The organism is Sinorhizobium sp. GQ132, from assembly GCF_059758575.1.
Window position 1 is genome coordinate 714,174 of the sequence record NZ_JCAXDX010000002.1, and the last position, 17,706, is coordinate 731,879.

Sequence of the window (17,706 nt, forward strand, 5' to 3'; positions counted from 1 at the left end):
AGCCTAATGGACGATAAACTCTCCCTGGAGAGCCCGCCATTCGGAGGCCGAAATCAGCTTTCGGTGCACATAGCGTACCGAATGCAGCGGCCCGTCCAGCTTCTCCTGCCAGAATTTGAGGAAGCTATGCATTTCCGGAAAGTCCGGCGCGATGTCGTAGTGTTGCCAGATGTATGTCTGCAGGAAAGCCGGGTGGTCGGGCATCCGATAAAGTATCTGAGCCGTCGTCAGCCCGTAACCCTTGAGCTGCAGTTCCATGTCGTTCGTCATGCGGACCTCACTTTTCACAAAGGTTGGTCTCTATGATGGAGCGCTTAATTGCTTAATCAAGCCTTAATGTAGGTGAGTAAAGCGAGAAATCACCTACAAAAACAATCGGTTGGCAGCAAACGGCAGCGAGTGCTGCCAAGCCGGCCACCGGAGTCCGGCTTGCGGCCCGAGGCGCGTTCAGCGCTTTAGATGGCGGGTCAGGCGGGCTTCCAGCCAGCCCCAGATGTTGCGCAGCAATTCCACCATCAGCAGATAGAGGATCGCGGCCCAGATATACATCTGGTAGTCGAAGGTCCGGGAAAAGGCGCGCCGAGTCTCACCCATGAGGTCGAAGACCGTGACGATCGCCACGATTGCCGAGCCCTTGATCATCAGGATGATTTCGTTGCCGTAGGGGCGCAGCGCAACGATCATCGCCTGAGGCAGAATGACCTTGAAGAAGGCTACGCGCTCCGGCAGGCCGAGCGCGGCCGCCCCCTCGCGCTGGCCGCGCGGCACGCTTTCGATGGCGCCGCGCAGGATTTCCGCCTGATAGGCGGCGGTGTTCAGCGTGAAGGTGAACAGCGCACAGTTCCAGGCATCGCGGAAGAACCACCACAGTCCCGCGGATTCGAGCTGCGGACGGAAGCTGCCGAGCCCGTAATAGATGAGGAAGAGCTGGGTGATGAGCGGCGTCCCGCGGAAGAAGTAGACATAGGCGTAGGCAAGCCAGCCCCATAATCTGTTCTTCGACATGCGCCCGAGCGCCACGGGCAGCGAAACGACAGCGCCCATGAGGATGGAGGAGGTGACGAGTGTCAGTGTCACCCCAAGACCGGAAAGGAAGCTCGGCCCATAGCGAGAGAATTTCTCGGGGTCCCAGCCGTTGACGACCGTCAGGAAAATTCCGACACCGAGCGCCAGCCAGATGCCGAGCGCCACGCTGCCGAAAAAGCGCGAGAAAGTGTAGGGCTTCGGCGGCGCCGGCGGGGGCGCCTGCGGCGGGATCATGGTTTCGGCAATGCTCATCGGCGTGCCTCCGCGCGCTTGGTGGAGCGCTCGAGCGCCGAGAATACGACCGAGGAGATCATTGCCAGGACGAGGAACAGAACGCAGGCGATGCCGAAGAATTCGAAAGCGTGCTTGGTCACCCGGGCCGCAACGCCGGTCTGGCGCAGGATATCCGGCAGCCCGATGACCGAGACGAGGGCGGTGTCCTTGAGCAGCGCCATCCAGAGATTGCCGAGCCCGGGCAGCGCGATGCGGATGAGCTGAGGCAGAATGATGAGGCGCATCGTCTTGCCCCGGTGCAGGCCGAGCGCGTCACCGGCCTCGTACTGCCCGTGGGGAATCGCCTTGAAGGCAGAAAGCAGCACTTCGGAACAATAGGCCGAAAAGACCACGCCCAGGGCGATCATCCCCGCAACGAAGGCGCTGATCTCGACGGCTCCCGTATAACCGATCGTCGCCAGGAACTGCTGGGCGAGAATCTGCAGGCCGTAATATACGATGAAAAGCGTAAGGAGCTCCGGCAGGCCTCGGAAAATCGTCGTATAGATGTTGCCGGCCAGCCGCAGGGATTTTTCCTCGGATTGCTTGGCGAGCGCAACGAAGAAGCCGATGATCAATCCCACTGGAAGGGTCGCGATCGCCAGGCTGGCGGTGACGAGGAATCCATAGGCGATTTCATCGCCCCAGCCTGCGTCTCCGCACGCGAGAAGGGTATCCGATCCGAACCACCGAAATACCCCGAGAGGACCGCATAGCGGATCGATGATCGCGCCGATCCAGGAGAGACCGGAGGAAAGGGCGGCAAACAGTCCGCTCATGCCAATAGTTCCCGTTGCGTATTCTGGCGTCTACCGCGTTTTTGTTCTTCAGCCGCGCCGCGCGCTAGACGCTTATTTTCGTGATTCCTTGTCAAACAAAAACGGCGGAAGGGCAAGCCCGTCCGCCGTTGCATTTTCTTCATCAACCGAGATTATCCCGGCATAAAGCCTCAAGATGTGCAGGATTCGCCGAGATTAGCTGCCGTAGACGTCGAAGGGGAAGTACTTCTCGTTGATTTCCTTGTACTTGCCGTTCGCGCGGATGGCCTCGATCGCCTTGTTGAACTTCTCCCGCAGAGCGTTGTCGCCCTTGCGGAGCGCGATACCAGCGCCTTCGCCATTGATGACCGGATCGATCGGCAGGGTACCAAGCAGCTTGCAGCAGGCGCCATCGTCCGTCTTGAGCCATTCCGAAAGCACCACGACGTCGTCGATGGCCGCGTCGATGCGGCCGTTGGCGAGGTCGAGCTTGTATTCATCCGCGGTCGGGTAAAGCTTCAGTTCCGACTCTTTCATATGCGCTTCCGCATAGTTGGAGTGCGTGGTCGAACTTTGTGCGCCCAGCATTTTGCCGGAGAGGGCTGCTGCCGTCGCCTCGGTGATCGGCGAATCTTTCGGCACCGCGATGGCCGGAGGCGTGTTGTAGTACTTGTTGGTGAAGTCGACCTTTTCCTTGCGTTCCTCGGTGATCGACATGGACGCGATGAACGCGTCGAATTTCTTGGCGATCAGCGCCGGAATGGCGCCGTCCCATTCCTGGGTCACGAAGGTGCAATCGGCCTTCATCTCTTCGCAAAGCGCCTTGGCGATATCGATGTCGAAGCCGGTCAGCGTGCCGTCGGACTCGAGATTGTTGAAGGGCGGGTAGGCGCCTTCGGTACCGATCACGATCTTCTCGCCCTCCGCCATGGCAGCGCCGGCCATAAGCACGAAAACGGCAGCCGATACGGTGGCTGCCAGACGTCTGGAAATACGCATGATGTCCTCTCTGTTGGCTCGGCATCCGGTTCTTCTTGTTTCGCGGATGCCAATTGGCGCCGGAGCTTCAAGCCGCCGGTTGCGGCGATATTCGTACGGATTTCCTGCAAAAATCAACTGGAAAGCTTTGCTTCCCACTGTTCGACGCGAATCATGTCCTTCGATTGCCGCAGAAGTTGCGCGAGAAGATGAACGGGCCGTTCAGGACCGGTTAATGTCGCCTTCGATAGGCCTTGCAGCGGAACCGATCCGCAGTTGCGGCGTTGCGGCTACGGCATTTCGGCCGAGGCAAAAAATGGCCGGGACCGCGGATCATGGCCCTGTGACGAGGCGCCATGGTGGGCGAGGCGATTGGAGTCGCGTTTGCACACCAGCGTCAGGACCTCCGAACAAGAGGAAGAAAAAAATGTCGATACGATCCAGACTTTTCGCAACAGTGGCCTTGCCCGTTCTTTCGGCGTCCCTGATGATCCAGCCGGCCTTCGCTGACAGCCTGACTGCTCCGTTCGAAGTCGCTCAGGAAGGAGAGGGCCAACAGTCGCCCGAGGATCTGCTGTTGCTGAAGCGCAAGCAGCGTCAGGCCGAGGAGGAATCGCAGGGGCAGGCGGAGGAGCAGCCGCAGGCCGAGGAGCAGCAAAAACCGCGCAGGAAGCGCCAGCAGCAGGCCGAAGAACAGCCGGCAGCCGAAGAGAGCGCTCCGCAGCAGGCCGAAGAAGAGGCTCCCCGCCGCAAGAAGCGCCAGCAGCAGGCGGAAGAGCAGCCCGCAGCCGAAGAGAGCGCTCCGCAGCAGGCCGAAGAAGAGGCTCCCCGGCGCAAGAAACGCCAGCAGCAGGCGGAAGAGCAGCCCGCGGCCGAAGAGAGCGCTCCGCAGCAGGCCGAAGAAGAGGCTCCCCGGCGCAAGAAGCGCCAGCAGCAGGCGGAAGAACAGCCTGCAGCCGAAGAGAGCGCTCCGCAGCAGGCCGAAGAAGAGGCCCCCAAGCGCAAGAAGCGCCAGCAGCAGGCCGAAGAGCAGAAGCCTGCGGCCGAGGAGGGTGCTCCCCAGCAGGCCGAAGAAGAGGCCCCTGCGGGCGAGAAGCGCCAGCAGCAGGCGGAAGAGCAGCAGCCCGCAGCCGAGGAGGGCGCGCCGCAGCAGGCCGAGGAACAGGAGCCTACGCGTAAGAGACGCCAGCAACAGGCCGAGGAGCAGCGGCAGACGGAAGAACAGAAGGCCGCCGAGCAGCCGACCGCCGAACCTGAGAGCGGCACCACCGCCGAACAGCCCGCGACGGAGGCGCCGGCCGAGCAGACTGGCGAGAGCGAGCAGCAGTCGATTCCCGGCGCCGAACAACCCGCAACCGCTGAACAGCAGGGTGAGCAGCCCGCCGGCCAGCCGGCTCCCGAAGTCGTCGATGAGCGCTCGACGGAAGAAAAGCAGAAAATCGCGGAGGACCCCGCAGCCTCCGACGAGACCGTCGTCCTGCCTGTCGAGAAAGGCGCGGCTGTCCTCGACAGCGACAAGGATGCCGACATTTCCGGCGGCAACCAGGCGCGAGAAACCCGGCGGAAGCAGCGCGAGGAATTGCGTGCGACTCAAGAGAGCGTAGAACCGCCGGCCGACGATGCAGCGGCCCAGGCTGCGATCCCGGCCGAAGCCAGGGAAGAAATTCCTCAAAAGATCGAGGCTGCGCTCAGCGAAGAGGGCGAGCGGGTTGAGGAGGCGCCGACCTTTGCGGTGCCGCAGACGACCAACATCATCAACAACACGGTCATAAACAACACAACGGTCAACAACACGACCGTCAACAACACCACCGAGAACAACGTCACGGAGGTGAGGGTCGTCGAAGAAAACGAGGACCGTGTCATCCTCGGGGTCGGCGATCGCATCTTCGTGCGCGGCGACGACCGGCCGCGCCTGCGCAGGAATTCGGAAGAGAGCTATTATGAAAATCTCTCGCGAGGTCGCGTCCGTGAAACGATCGTCCGCCCGGGCGGCTATCGGATCGTCACCATCTACAACGAGTACGGAGACATCCTGACGCGCACGCGCGTCGATCGTGACGGCGAGGAATACGTCATGATGTACGCGCCGGAATACGAAGAAGACCGACCCGCCATCATAGACGTGGGTTATGACCTGCCACCGATGCGTCTGACGATACCGGTGGACGAATATATCGTCGATGTCGCCGAGGATCCGGACCGGGATTACTACGAGTTCCTGTCCGAACCCCCGGTCGAGTCGGTCGAACGCGTCTACACCATCGATGAGGTGCGTCACTCCGCCCGCCTGCGCGACAAGGTTCGCCGAATCGATCTCGACACCATCACCTTCGCGACGGGAAGCGCCGAGGTATCGATGTCGCAGGCGAAAACCATGCGCAATGTCGCGGAGGCAATGAACAAGATCCTGGAGAAGGATCCGGGTGAAACCTTCTTCATCGAGGGTCACACGGATGCCGTTGGCGCCGACCAGTCCAACCTCGTCCTTTCCGACGAGCGTGCCGAGTCCGTCGCAGTGCTCCTGACCGAGGTCTACGGCATCCCGGCCGAAAACCTCGTCACCCAGGGCTATGGCGAGCGGTTCCTCAAAATCCGCACGAACGGGCCGGAGCAGGAGAACCGCCGCGTCACCATTCGCCGCGTGACGCCGCTGGTGCGTCCTGTAGCGCAGCGATAGGTCAACGAGGCGTGCGAACTGACATCGGGGCCGGGAAACCGGCCCCGATTATTTGTGGGTTCTGCAAGCCGCCTGTGCGCTTGGATTGATGCCGTCCGCCCGACCTCAGTCACGCAGTCCGATGACCTTCTCGACGAAATCTGCGATCGCCTGCGTGTCGTCCAGGTCGAATACGGGGAGGCCGGCGTCCGCGACCGGATGATCGGCAGCGATGGCCATGATATGCGGATCGTTGGGTGCGAGCGGTTCGCGATTGGCCGATTCCTGGCGGCGCGCCTCGATTTTCGGGACAGGCTCGCGCTTGTACCCTTCGATCAGTACCAGGTCGCAAGGGGCAAGCCGGGACAAGATCTCTTCGAATGTGGGCTCCGGCGCCCCACGCAATTCATGCATGATCGCGAAGCGCGTCGACGAAACGATCGTTACCTCGTGCGCGCCGGCCTCGCGGTGGCGGTAGCTGTCCGCGCCGACCTTGTCGATGTCGAAGTCGTGATGCGCATGCTTGATCGTGGAGACCATGTAGCCGCGGCGGGTCATTTCACTGACAAGGCGGACCATCAGGCCGGTCTTCCCGGAATTCTTCCAGCCGGCGATGCCGAAAATCTTCGGTGGGCGCAAGGGGTCGTTCATGGTTCGTGATCCTCGATATGGGGCAACCAGGCCTCAGCCCGCTGAAGCTCTTCGGGCGTGTTGATGTTGACTGCCGGAGGGAAGGTGGCATGGGAGGGGCCGCCTGGCATCGAGAACGTCCTCGGCTATTCCAGGGGGCCGCCGAGTGCGCGCTGCGCGACCGCCCGCCGGCCGCGCTTGCTCTCGCGGTAGAACGTATAAAGGCCGGAACCGATGATGATGACGACGCCCGCCAGCATCCAGCGGTCCGGCGTCTCTGCGAAGAAGACGACTCCGAGGGTGATCGACCAGAGAAGACTCATATAGCGAAATGGCGCAATCACGGAGATCTCGCCTTCGCGCATCGCGAGTACGATCGTCTGGTAACCGAGCATCAGAAGCACACTGGCGCCGGCGATATGGCTGAGCGACGTCGTAGACATCGGTTGCCAGCCGCCGAGCGGGACGATGAGGGTCGCACCGACCAGCGTCGTCACGAGTGAGGTCGTCACCGTGATGTACAGCGACGGCACGTCGGTGCCGATGCGGCGGGTGCAGAGGTCTCGTGTCGCAGTGAAAAAGACGCAGGCGACGACGGTGAGGGCCGCCGCGGTGAAGCCCTCGGGACCAGGGCGCAACACGACGAGGACGCCGGCGAAGCCGACGACGATCGCCGCCCACCGCCGCCAGCCGACGGGCTCGCCGAGGAACAGCGCAGCGCCGAGCGTGACCGCCAGCGGAAGTGCCTGCATGATCGCCGAAGCGTTGGCGAGCGGGATCTGGCCGAGCGCGGAGATATAGGTCACCGATGCAAGCGCCTCCATGGCGATGCGCAGCAGGATGGCCGGCCTGAAGATCGTCCGAACCGGCCGGAAGGCGCCGAACCGGTATGCGACTACGACCACCATCAGCGTCGTCAGCAACCCGCGGATGAACATGATCTGGCCGGTATTCATGGCGCCGGTGACCGATTTTACCAGCGCATCGTTGCAGGCGAACCCGATCATCGCGAGGCACATGAAGACGATGCCGCGGAAATTGGCTGACGAGCGCATTCTCATTCCTGATAGCTGTGGCCGAACGGCGCGAGCCTTCCCGGCGTGGCGAATCCCTACTGCATGTTCCCTTAAATCCTATCCGATTAAAGGACAAAAACATCCGGAAGATCAAAGATCTGAGCGCTTCAAAACCGATGAGGTAGGAGATGTCGCGCATCGCCCGCGGCGCTCGTGCCGAGCAAGGTATTGCCGCTTGTCCCTTCGCCCCGCTTGCGGGGAGAAGGTGCCGGCAGGCGGATGAGGGGCAAAACTGTTATCCCCCGGTGACGCTCATGTGCCGGGCGACGGCGGGGCGGTTGTGTTCGCGGTCGATGATGAAGTCGTGGCCCTTCGGCTTGCGGCCGATCGCCTCGTCGATGACCTGCCCGAGATAGGCGTCGTCGTCGGTGGCGCGCAGTGCGGCGCGCAGATCGGCAGCGTCGTTCTGGCCGAGGCACATATAGAGCGTGCCGGTGCAGGTCAGCCGGACGCGATTGCAGCTTTCGCAAAAATTGTGCGTGAGCGGCGTAATCAGGCCGAGACGCCCGCCGGTCTCCGCGACCTCGACATAGCGGGCCGGGCCGCCGGTGCGGTAGGGAATGTCATTGAGCGTGAAGTCGGCCTCGAGCCGCCTGCGCATCTCCGAGAGCGGCAGGTAATGGTCGGTCCTGTCCTCGTCCACTTCGCCCATCGGCATGGTCTCGATCAGCGTCAGATCCATGCCGCGGCCATGCGCCCAGCGCATCAGTTCCGGTATCTCGGCATCGTTGAAGTCCTTGAGGGCAACCGCGTTGATCTTCACCTTCAATCCGGCTGCCAACGCCGCGTCGATGCCTTCGTGCACCCTTGCCAATTCGCCCCAGCGGGTGATCTGGCGGAACTTGTCGGGATCGAGCGTGTCGAGCGAGACATTGATCCTCCGCACGCCGCAATCGACGAGTTCGGCGGCGAATTTCGAAAGCTGCGAGCCGTTGGTGGTGAGTGTCAGTTCGTCCAGCCGTCCCGCTTCGATCTCTTTGCCGAGTTCGCGAATGAGGAACATGATGTTCTTGCGCACCAGCGGCTCCCCGCCGGTGAGCCTCAGCTTGCGTACGCCCTTGGCAATGAAGGCGGAACAGAGCCGCTGGAGTTCTTCCAGCGTCAACAGGTCCTTCTTCGGCAGGAACGTCATGTGCTCCGCCATGCAATAGGTGCAGCGGAAGTCGCAGCGATCGGTGACAGAGACGCGGAGATAGGTGACCGCGCGGCCAAATGGATCGACCATCGGGGCAGTCGTGGTGTCGAGCGGTCTGGCGTCGGTCTGGTCTATAGCGGCCGTGTTCAAGTCTTTTCTCCCTGCGCTTTCAATGTCGGGGTCAAAAAGGGTCGCGTCAAGGCGCATCCTGTCGCAAACTGTTTCAAATATCTGGAAAGCCTTCTGCGGGCGATTTCCGGCCGTTCAATTCTGCTTTACTTGAACGGGGACGAACACGGAGCAATGACGATGAGCGAATTCTGGCCGACCGAACTGCGGATATCCAGGGACCGCCACCGCCTGTCCGTCACCTTCGACGACGGCGTGGCCTTCGACCTATCCGCGGAACTCCTGCGGGTCCTCTCGCCCTCGGCAGAGGTGCAAGGGCACGGGCCGAGCCAGCGGGTGACGGTTCCGGGCAAGCGCAACGTCCAGATCATCACGGTCCAGCCGACGGGAAATTACGCGGTGCGAATCGGTTTCGACGATTCGCATGACACCGGCATCTATACCTGGACCTATCTGCGGGAGCTCGGCGAGAAAGGCGAAGAGCTGTTCAAGGCCTATGAGCAGGAGCTCGCCGACAAGGGTATGTCGCGCGACAAGGCCGAAAAGCCGCGCTGACGTCTCGCAGCCTTGGGGACCGCCGACCCGGGAAGCCTCGGTCAGCCTCCCGCCGCCAATTCATCTTCCCTGAGCAGGGTGGCGATGATCCGCTCCATCGACTCGGCGACCTTGACGCAGTCCTCGATCGGCTCCCCGCCGTGCGAACTCTCGATGAGCGCCGTCTGAATTTCCATTGCTTCCTCGGTCAAGGTCCTTCCGGCTGAGGTCAGCGACAGACGCAATACGCGTTTGTCTCTTGCGTCGCCTCGCCTTTCGATGAGGCCGCGCTTTTCGAGCTGCGGCAGCAGCATGCTCATGTTCGAGCGGCCGACGAGCAGCTTGCGTGCAAGCTCCTGCTGGGTGATGCCGTCGAAGCGGTAGAGATTGACCAGGATGTCCAGGTGCGGCGGCTTCACATCCAGATGGCTCAGCCGCCGCGTCAATGTCTGCTGCATCAGCTGACAGGCGCGGGCAACGGCGATCCAACTTCGAAAACGAGGATGATCCCAGGGAAAGTGGTGGCTTTCGATCTGTGCTTGCTTTTTGTTCATCGTTGTACAATTATGTTCATGGTTGAACATTAGAAAGCTCCACTATGCCATCCTTTGCGATCAAGGTCATCCGTCTATCGCTGAAGGCCGTTTCCGCCTTTTCGGCCGACAAGGCAGGCAAGTCCGCATTCTGGATCTTCTGCCGCACTCCGAGCCGGAAGCCAAAAAGCGGCAAGGAGGCGGCGCTGCTCAAAGCGGCAGTGCCGATCATGCAACGGTCGCGGAAGGTCACGTTGTCCTTTGCGGGCGGCTGGGCTGCCGCTCGCCATTTCGAATGCCGCAACGGCGGTCGTGGGCCGCGGGTACTGGTCGCGCACGGCTGGGGATCTCGCAGCGACTATCTGGCAACGCTGATCGACGGCCTGTTCTCCGCGGGAGCGGAGGTGGTGGCGCTCGACTTGCCGGGTCACGGAGCGTCGCCCGGGCGGACACTGACCATGCCGCAAGCGGTGAGGGCGATCGATGCGGCGTGGCGCCACTTCGACGGATTCGATGTCGGTATAGGCCATTCCTTCGGCGGGGCGAGCCTCGCCTGCGCGGCCGGGGCAGTGCTCTGCGACGTACCGGCGCGCGTTCCGGGGAAACTGGTCCTGATCGGTGCGCCAAGCGAAATGACATGGCTCTTCAGGGGCTTCGGCCGGATGTTGGGGCTCGCGCCGAAGGCGCAGGCAGCTTTCGAGGGCATGGTGGAGCGGCTCTCCGGGCGTCGCATCGAGGGTTTCGATGCCACCCGCATCCTGGCGGCACTCCGCAGGCCGGTTCTGGTCATCCATGCCGAGGACGACAAGGAGGTCCCCGCCGATCACGCGCGCCGCTACGGCGCGGTCGGGCCAAATGTGGAATTGCACTGGGCGAACGGTCTCGGGCATCGCCGCATCGTTTCCGCCGCTCCGGTCATCGAGAAGATCAACGAATTTCTCTGGGAGCGCAGGAAAGAGGCTCCCATGTCAAAAATCGCCTGATGGCGTCATCAGGTCGTCATGCTATTCCTCGAAACGAGCGCGCAGAGTTCGCGATTTCGGCGTGCCGTAGCACCGTTGCAGGAGGGGTGAGATGACGATTATCCGAACGGTCGAGGAGTTGCAGGCGCTCTATGGCGGAGCGAGCGAGGCATCGATCGTCAAAGTAACGGCTGCGCTGACGGCCGAGTACCGGGAAATGGTCGAAGCGTCGCCCTTCGCAGCGCTCGCCACCGTCGGTCCAGAGGGACTCGACTGTTCGCCGCGGGGCGACGATCGATGCGTCGTCCGCGTCGCGGACGACAAGACCGTGCTGATGCCCGACTGGCGCGGTAACAACCGGGTGGACTCGCTTGCCAATATAGTGCGCGACCCGAGAGTGGCGCTGCTCTTCCTCGTGCCCGGATCGAACACGACCATCCGCATCAACGGCACCGCCGTCGTCAGCGTAGACCCGGCTTTGACCGGTTCCTTCGAGATCGATGGGAAGCACCCGCGCAGCGTCGTCGTGGTAACGATCGGCGAGGTCTATTTCCAATGCGCCCGGGCTCTGATCCGTTCACAGCTCTGGAATGCGGAGCGCTTCGCCGATGCTGCCTCGCTGCCGACGCCGGGCGCGCTGCTGAAGGCTGCCAAGGCCGATTTCGACAAGGAAAGCTATGACCGGGAATGGCCCGGCCGCGCCGCGAAGACCATGTGGTAGGCGGCCGCGGCGGCAACATGTCGAGCCGCGGCCGCATGAAGTGCGATCAGGCCGGACCGATCATGGTCTCGGGGCGGACGACGGCGTCGAACTCCTCGTCCGTGACGTAGCCGCCGCCTACGGCCTCTTCGCGAAGCGTGGTGCCGTTCTTGTGTGCGGTCTTGGCGATCTTGGCCGCGTTGTCGTAGCCGATCTTCGGCGCAAGCGCAGTCACCAGCATCAGCGAACGGTCGAGCGCCGCCTTGATGTTGTCCTCCCGCGCCTCGATCCCGACGACGCAATTATCGGTGAAGGAGATAGCCGCATCGGCGAGCAGCTGCACCGACTGCAGGAAGTTGTAGGCCATCAGCGGATTGTAGACGTTGAGCTCGAAATGGCCCTGGCTGCCGGCAAAGGTCAGCGCCGCATGATTGCCGAAGACCTGGACGCAGACCTGGGTAAGCGCCTCGCACTGAGTCGGATTGACCTTGCCCGGCATGATGGACGAGCCCGGCTCGTTTTCCGGCAGCGAAAGCTCACCGAGGCCGGAGCGGGGGCCGGAGCCGAGGAAGCGGATGTCGTTGGCGATCTTGAAGAGCGCGGCGGCGGTGGCGTTGATCGCGCCGTGGCTGAAGACCATCGAGTCGTGTGCGGCCAGTGCTTCGAACTTGTTCGGCGCGGAAGTGAAGCCGATGCCGGTGATGCCGGCGATTTCCTCGGCGACCTTCTCGGCAAACCCGACGGGCGCGTTGAGCCCGGTGCCGACGGCGGTCCCGCCCTGGGCGAGTTCGCAAAGGCCGGGGAGCGTCATCTCGATCCGTTTGATCGAGGAGGCGACCTGCGCAGAATAGCCGGAAAACTCCTGTCCCAGAGTCAGGGGCGTTGCGTCCTGCGTGTGGGTGCGTCCGATCTTGATGATGTGATCGAAAGCCTTCACCTTCTCTTCGAGCGCCTTGTGCAAGTGCTTGAGCGCCGGCAGCAGATCGTGGATCACGCGCTCCGCGCAGGCGATGTGCATGGCGGTGGGATAGGTGTCGTTCGACGACTGGCTCATATTGACGTGATCGTTCGGGTGAACCGGCTTCTTCGAGCCCATGACGCCGCCGAGCAGCTCGATCGCACGGTTGGAAACGACCTCGTTCGCATTCATGTTCGACTGGGTTCCGGAGCCCGTCTGCCACACGACGAGAGGGAAGTGCTCGTCAAGCTTGCCGTCGATCACCTCCTGCGCGGCCCTGACGATCGCGTCGCCGATCGTCGGGTCGAGGCGGCCGAGCGCCATGTTGGCGCGGGCAGCCGCCTGCTTGACGATGCCGAGTGCACGCACGATTGCCAGAGGCTGTTTTTCCCAGCCGATTTTGAAATTGCCCAGCGATCGCTGGGCCTGTGCGCCCCAATAGCGGTCGCTCGCCACTTCGATGGGGCCGAACGTATCTGTTTCCGTGCGGGTCGATGTCATCGCGATACCTGCTTTCGTCATGCGGTTCATGAAGCCGAGGCGGGGAACCGGGTCCAAAGCCGATCTTGCTCCCCGCTGCCTGGCATTTCTCTGCCTCGGCCATGACGCCTTGTAAAGGGGCCGCGGGAGCATGGAACCCCTACAATCGTTTGAATTGCCGCCGAGCGGCAAGCCACGATCAGGCTTTGCTCACAAGGGTTTCCGGCCGGCACGATGTGTCCTTTCCGTCACATCCGCAATCTTCCGTTGCGCATCTTGCCTGTGTCGCAGGGAACATCGGCATGGCGCTCCGGCGTTCAAAGTGGATGCAAATCAGATTTTTAGGCGAAGGGTCATGGCTGAAAACGGGACGCGGCGATAGGCGGGGCGCGGATTCGGGAGGCTTCGTTTCCTTTTCATTCACCATCCTTTTCTATAACTCTCGGAGCACGAGGGCGTGGCGAGAATCTGGCGGCGACTGCATTCGGCGGCGACGCAATACGGGGACGTTTGTATCTATGAGAACTATCAAGTCGGCAGCGATTGTCGCGCTCATGAGCGGCTGTGCGGTTGCAACCATGGATGTGCAGCCGGCGTCTGCAATCACCTTCATGGACTTCATCCGCGGAGGCAAGAAGCGCGATGCGCAGGAGCAGGTGCAGCCTCGCCAGCAGGTTCCGGGCGTGGACATGTTCGCGCCGCAGCGGCTTGATCAGAAGGCGGCGAAGCCTCCGCGCATCACCGGCCCGCGCTATTATACCTATAAGGCGGACCCGCTGCGCCGGATCGCGACGGATCGTATGGTCGATCCTGTCGTTACCGGTTCGGTCCTGAACGGAGCCCTGCCGCCGATGCTGCGCTCGCCGCTATCCGATGCGCGCCAGTTTCTTCCGGAAATCGATGTGCGCGCGCCTGGCGAGGTGGCAAAAGCTGTCGAGAATTTCTACGGCACGAGGACGGAATTCCTGTGGATCGAGGGGACGGGCGTCAACGGCCGTGCCAAGGCGGCGCTGGCCGTCCTGTCCGACGCTGCGAAGGTCGGTCTCGACCCGCTCGACTACGCCGTCGTCATTCCTCCGGAAGATTTCGACCGCGGCGACATGATCGCCCGCGAGAAGGATTTGGTGCGCTTCGAAATCGCGATGTCCGCGGCCGTGCTCACCTATGTCCAGGACACCGTGCGCGGTCGTATCGATCCGAACAGGATATCCGGCTATCACGACTTCAAGCGGAAAAACGTCGATCTTCTTGGCTTTCTGGAGAAGGTCGAGACAAGCAGTGATGTCGCGGCGCTTGTCGAAAGTCAAAATCCGAAAAGCGCACAGTTTACGGCATTGAGGCAGGAACTCGAGCGGCTTCGGACGCAGGTCGAAGCTGTGCCCCGGGTGGAGATCGCACCGGGGACGTTGCTGAAGCCCGGCGAAAGCAATCCGGAACTCGCGAATGTCATCGCCGGAATCAAGTTGAAAGCCTCGGAAGCGTTGAAGACGGAGCATGCGGTCGTGCTCGCGGCCTATGACGGGACGCCGGACTACACGCCCGAGCTGGTGCCGGTCGTTGAGGCCTTCCAGAAGGAACACGGTCTGAAGGCGGATGGCATTGTCGGGCAGGCGTCGATACGCGCGCTCACCGGCGGCGATACGACCGAAGGGAAGATAGACAAGGTCGAAATCGCGATGGAGCAGGCGCGCTGGTTGCCGGATGGGCTTGGCGACCGCTATGTCTTCATCAACCAGCCGGCCTTCACCGCGTCCTACACGGAACAGGGCACCGAGCAGTTCTCCATGCGCGTTGTCGTCGGTTCCAAGGCCAACCAAACATATTTCTTCCAGGACGAAATCCAGACGGTCGAAGTAAATCCGTATTGGGGCGTGCCGCAGTCGATCATCGTCAACGAGATGCTGCCGAAGCTTAGAAACGATCCGGGCTATCTGGATCGGATGGGTTATCAGGTGGAAGTCGGTGGCCGCGTTGTTCCTTCCACCGCGGTGAACTGGTACGGATCGACGAACTCGGTCGCCGTGCGTCAGCCGCCGAGCAGCGACAATGCGCTTGGCGAACTGAAGATCCTCTTCCCCAATGCGCATGCGATCTACATGCACGACACGCCGTCGAAGAGCTTCTTCAAGCGTGATCAGCGGGCGCTCAGCCATGGCTGCGTGCGTCTCGCCGATCCCCGGCGCATGGCGGCGGCGGTTCTGGGCGTGAGTGTCGAAGAGGTCGGCATGGAAATATCAGGCGGCCGCAACAAGGCGCTGCCGGTATCCGCCAAAGTCCCGGTCTATGTTTCCTATTTTACCGCCTGGCCGAACAAGGACGGAACCGTCGAGTATTTCCACGACGTCTACGATCGCGACATGTATATGAATCGCGCATTCGAGGCGACGCGCAAGGCGCGGAGTTTGGAAGGATGAGGAGAGTGGGCCGCGTTAGACGAGCGGCCCCTTTCACTTCGGCTTGCGGGAGAGCACGGTCTCGACCAGATTCGGTGTCAATTCGTCGAAGTGCCCGATGATCTGATCGGGCAGAAGGCTTTCTATCGGCACGTCTGAATAGCCGAAGGGCACGACGATCGACGGAACGGAGGCATTTCGGGCGACGAGAACGTCGTTGAGACTGTCGCCGACCATGACCGCCCGTTCGGCCACCCCACCGGCATTCGAGACCGTCGACAGCAGGTGGTCGGCATGCGGTTTGCGCACGGTGAAGGTATCGCCGCCGGATATCGCCGCAAAGCGGCCAAGTAGCCCCAACCCCTCCAAAAGACGCTTTGCCAGCATTTCCGGCTTGTTGGTGCAGACGGCGAGTTTCAGCCCCGCATCCTGCAGGCGGTCGAGCGCTTCGACCAGCCCCGGATAGGGCAGGGATTCACCCGGCATCGATCCGTGATAAAAATCGACGAACTCTTTCATCTGCCAGGACAGTTCTTCTTCGGCAATCGTTCTGCCGCGAAGCGCGAAAGTCCGCTCGATCATGGCCCGTGCGCCGTGGCCGACCAGATGCGTGAGGTCCGCATAGGTCACCGGCTCGATACCGGCTTGCGTCACCGCATGGTTCAAGCTGGCGACGAGATCGGGCGCTGTGTCGACGAGCGTACCGTCGAGATCGAAGACGACTAGGGGCAGGGACACCGGCAACCTCGTTCTGCAAAACCTTGTCCGACCGGGTAGGCGAAGTCGGCGTGGAATGCAATGGCGACCTAGGTCGTAGCGCTGCCGGAATCCGGTTCAGGCCGTGCATTTTGACTTTTGTTTGCCGCGGCGGGCGTGTAAGTGTCTCAGCGGAATTGGACGGTGGCGGCCGAGGGCGACGCCCCCGCCTGACGTGGATCGAGAGGGAGCGAGTGGCGCATGGACGCCCGCCAAATGAAGATCAAGGCCGCCGAAGCGGCGCTTGAACATGTCGAAAACGGCATGCGGCTTGGAATAGGCACAGGCTCGACAGCTGAAGAATTCGTCCGATTGCTGGCCGAGAAAGTGGCAGCCGGCTTTCAGATCTGCGGCGTCCCGACGTCCGAGCGGACGGCGCGCCTCTGCCTCGAGCTCGGTGTGCCTCTGAAGTCGCTCGACGAACTGCCGGAACTGGACCTGACGATCGACGGGGCCGACGAGGTCGACGGAAAGCTACGCCTCATCAAGGGCGGCGGTGGCGCGTTGCTGCGCGAGAAGATCGTCGCGAGCGCCTCGGCGCGGATGATCGTCATCGCCGACGAATCGAAGGTCGTGGACGTGCTCGGCGCTTTCAAACTGCCGATCGAGATCAATTCTTTCGGCCAGGTCGCCACGAGGCTCGCGATCGAAAAGACCGCTTCGCGTCTGGGGCTGGCAGGAGATATCGTCGTGCGATCCTCCGGCGACGGAGCCTTCACGACCGATGGCGGACACCTCATTCTCGATGCATCTTTTGGCCGTATTCCTGATGCAGATGCGCTCGCGGTGGAGCTGAACGCCATCCCGGGCGTCGTCGAGCACGGGCTTTTCATAGAAATGGCGTCGATGGCGATCATTGCCGGTCCTGAGGGAGCGCGCACGCTTACGGCCTCTTGAACGGCTCCGGCCGAGCGGCGCGGGGCGTATCGAGAGACAGACTTTTGCACAGGTCAGCCAGGCGGCGGCTATCGGCCGGGCGGCACGTGCCAACACAGGAGCATGGAAAAATATGAACAAATTCGCAGGTCTTGCCCGCACTTTCGCTACTGCTGCGATCCTCGTTTCGGTTGCGGTTCCGGCGGTACGGGCGCAGGACGTGACGGAAGATCAGATCAAGGCTGCGCGTGCGACGATCGCCGCGCTCGGCGTGACCAACAGCTTCGACAACATTCTGCCGAACCTCGCCGAACGCCTGAAGAACACGCTCATTCAGGCATCGCCGAACCATCAGGAACTGATCACCGCGACCGTGGACGAGAAGGCGCTCAGCCTCGCCGGGCGGCGTTCGGATCTGGAGCGCGAAGCCGCCACCATCTACGCGAAGACCTTCACCGTCGAAGAGCTGAACGCCATCGCCGACTTCTACAACTCGACCGCGGGCAAGAAGCTTCTGAACGACGGCCCGATCGCCTCGCGTGAGATGCTGAAGGCTGCCGACATCTGGGCTGCCGGCGTTTCGCGCGACCTGACCAGCGAAGCGACGAAGTCGCTCGATGAGAAGATCGGCAATGCGCCGGCGGCAAATGCCGGCGCCACGGCGCCTGCGCAATAACGACCGGTCGAACCGGCGGTCTTGCCGCCGCCTGACGGCACGAGTTTAACCGCAAGACAGGAGCCCGGAGCGATCCGGGCTTTTCTTTTTTTGCGCCGCAATACTATATCAGGGGCGAAGGCGACTCCGTGTGCGCTTTCCAGCCCGACGTCCCCCGGCCGACGGCCTATTCGA

17 protein-coding genes are annotated in these 17,706 nt (G+C 62.2%); 7 read left to right on the forward strand and 10 right to left on the reverse strand.

Going from position 1 to position 17,706, the window contains the following annotated elements; all coding sequences use genetic code 11:
- Positions 1-3: 3 nt before the first annotated feature.
- The 4 genes from AC6CIG_RS07500 to AC6CIG_RS07515 all read right to left on the reverse strand — a co-directional run bounded on the left by AC6CIG_RS07500 (position 4) and on the right by AC6CIG_RS07515 (position 3,056).
- The gene (locus AC6CIG_RS07500) at positions 4-270 is read right to left on the reverse strand and encodes an usg protein (RefSeq protein WP_026168618.1); all 267 of its coding nucleotides are present in this window, start codon (positions 268-270) and stop codon (positions 4-6) included.
- A gap of 177 nt (positions 271-447) precedes the next feature.
- Positions 448-1,278: an ABC transporter permease gene (locus tag AC6CIG_RS07505; RefSeq protein ID WP_018095163.1), complete on the reverse strand. Its 831-nt coding sequence runs from the start codon at positions 1,276-1,278 to the stop codon at positions 448-450.
- The gene (locus tag AC6CIG_RS07510) at positions 1,275-2,078 is read right to left on the reverse strand and encodes an ABC transporter permease (protein ID WP_018095162.1); all 804 of its coding nucleotides are present in this window, start codon (positions 2,076-2,078) and stop codon (positions 1,275-1,277) included. The genes AC6CIG_RS07505 and AC6CIG_RS07510 overlap by 4 nt, the downstream gene beginning before the upstream one ends.
- Before the next feature lie 195 nt (positions 2,079-2,273).
- On the reverse strand, positions 2,274-3,056 hold the full coding sequence (locus AC6CIG_RS07515; protein WP_437407631.1) for an ABC transporter substrate-binding protein: 783 nt from the start codon (positions 3,054-3,056) through the stop codon (positions 2,274-2,276).
- A 406-nt stretch (positions 3,057-3,462) separates the two neighbouring features.
- On the opposite strand from AC6CIG_RS07515, the gene AC6CIG_RS07520 reads away from it, so the two are divergent.
- Positions 3,463-5,715: an OmpA family protein gene (locus tag AC6CIG_RS07520; RefSeq protein WP_437412250.1), complete on the forward strand. Its 2,253-nt coding sequence runs from the start codon at positions 3,463-3,465 to the stop codon at positions 5,713-5,715.
- Between the two features lie 105 nt (positions 5,716-5,820).
- Here AC6CIG_RS07520 and mobB read toward each other — a convergent pair whose 3' ends face one another.
- The 3 genes from mobB to moaA form a co-directional block, all read right to left on the reverse strand.
- Complete coding sequence (gene mobB, locus AC6CIG_RS07525) at positions 5,821-6,345, reverse strand: molybdopterin-guanine dinucleotide biosynthesis protein B (RefSeq protein WP_018095159.1); 525 nt, start codon at positions 6,343-6,345, stop codon at positions 5,821-5,823.
- 125 nt (positions 6,346-6,470) lie between these two features.
- Entirely contained in the window at positions 6,471-7,379 is a 909-nt protein-coding gene (locus AC6CIG_RS07530; RefSeq protein WP_437407633.1) for a DMT family transporter, read from the reverse strand.
- Positions 7,380-7,635: 256 nt separating this feature from the next.
- Positions 7,636-8,685: a GTP 3',8-cyclase MoaA gene (gene moaA, locus AC6CIG_RS07535; RefSeq protein ID WP_437412251.1), complete on the reverse strand. Its 1,050-nt coding sequence runs from the start codon at positions 8,683-8,685 to the stop codon at positions 7,636-7,638.
- 159 nt (positions 8,686-8,844) lie between these two features.
- Here moaA and AC6CIG_RS07540 point away from each other — a divergent pair, with 159 nt between their 5' ends.
- Positions 8,845-9,219 carry a gamma-butyrobetaine hydroxylase family protein gene (locus AC6CIG_RS07540; protein ID WP_026168616.1) on the forward strand — a complete coding sequence of 125 codons (375 nt, stop codon included), beginning with the start codon at positions 8,845-8,847 and terminating at the stop codon, positions 9,217-9,219.
- Positions 9,220-9,260: 41 nt separating this feature from the next.
- Here AC6CIG_RS07540 and AC6CIG_RS07545 read toward each other — a convergent pair whose 3' ends face one another.
- A complete protein-coding gene (locus AC6CIG_RS07545) occupies positions 9,261-9,752 on the reverse strand; it encodes a MarR family winged helix-turn-helix transcriptional regulator (RefSeq protein WP_018095154.1) in 492 nt (163 codons plus the stop codon).
- A gap of 44 nt (positions 9,753-9,796) precedes the next feature.
- Between AC6CIG_RS07545 and AC6CIG_RS07550 the strand changes: the two genes are divergently transcribed.
- Both AC6CIG_RS07550 and AC6CIG_RS07555 read left to right on the forward strand, forming a co-directional pair.
- On the forward strand, positions 9,797-10,714 hold the full coding sequence (locus tag AC6CIG_RS07550) for an alpha/beta fold hydrolase (RefSeq protein WP_437407635.1): 918 nt from the start codon (positions 9,797-9,799) through the stop codon (positions 10,712-10,714).
- A gap of 91 nt (positions 10,715-10,805) precedes the next feature.
- Positions 10,806-11,414, forward strand: a complete 609-nt coding sequence (locus AC6CIG_RS07555; RefSeq protein WP_498322579.1) for a pyridoxamine 5'-phosphate oxidase family protein — start codon at positions 10,806-10,808, stop codon at positions 11,412-11,414.
- A 46-nt stretch (positions 11,415-11,460) separates the two neighbouring features.
- Here AC6CIG_RS07555 and fumC read toward each other — a convergent pair whose 3' ends face one another.
- On the reverse strand, positions 11,461-12,852 hold the full coding sequence (gene fumC, locus AC6CIG_RS07560; RefSeq protein WP_164867045.1) for a class II fumarate hydratase: 1,392 nt from the start codon (positions 12,850-12,852) through the stop codon (positions 11,461-11,463).
- Positions 12,853-13,349: 497 nt separating this feature from the next.
- Here fumC and AC6CIG_RS07565 point away from each other — a divergent pair, with 497 nt between their 5' ends.
- Positions 13,350-15,245 (forward strand): L,D-transpeptidase family protein, encoded by a 1,896-nt coding sequence (locus AC6CIG_RS07565; RefSeq protein WP_127711926.1) that lies wholly within the window; start codon positions 13,350-13,352, stop codon positions 15,243-15,245.
- Positions 15,246-15,278: 33 nt separating this feature from the next.
- Here AC6CIG_RS07565 and AC6CIG_RS07570 read toward each other — a convergent pair whose 3' ends face one another.
- A complete protein-coding gene (locus AC6CIG_RS07570; RefSeq protein WP_026168614.1) occupies positions 15,279-15,962 on the reverse strand; it encodes an HAD family hydrolase in 684 nt (227 codons plus the stop codon).
- A 219-nt stretch (positions 15,963-16,181) separates the two neighbouring features.
- Between AC6CIG_RS07570 and rpiA the strand changes: the two genes are divergently transcribed.
- Together rpiA and AC6CIG_RS07580 are read left to right on the forward strand one after the other, a co-directional pair.
- Positions 16,182-16,877 carry a ribose-5-phosphate isomerase RpiA gene (gene rpiA / locus AC6CIG_RS07575; RefSeq protein ID WP_437407638.1) on the forward strand — a complete coding sequence of 232 codons (696 nt, stop codon included), beginning with the start codon at positions 16,182-16,184 and terminating at the stop codon, positions 16,875-16,877.
- Between the two features lie 112 nt (positions 16,878-16,989).
- Positions 16,990-17,532: a DUF2059 domain-containing protein gene (locus AC6CIG_RS07580; RefSeq protein WP_018095148.1), complete on the forward strand. Its 543-nt coding sequence runs from the start codon at positions 16,990-16,992 to the stop codon at positions 17,530-17,532.
- The last annotated feature ends 174 nt before the right edge of the window (positions 17,533-17,706 follow it).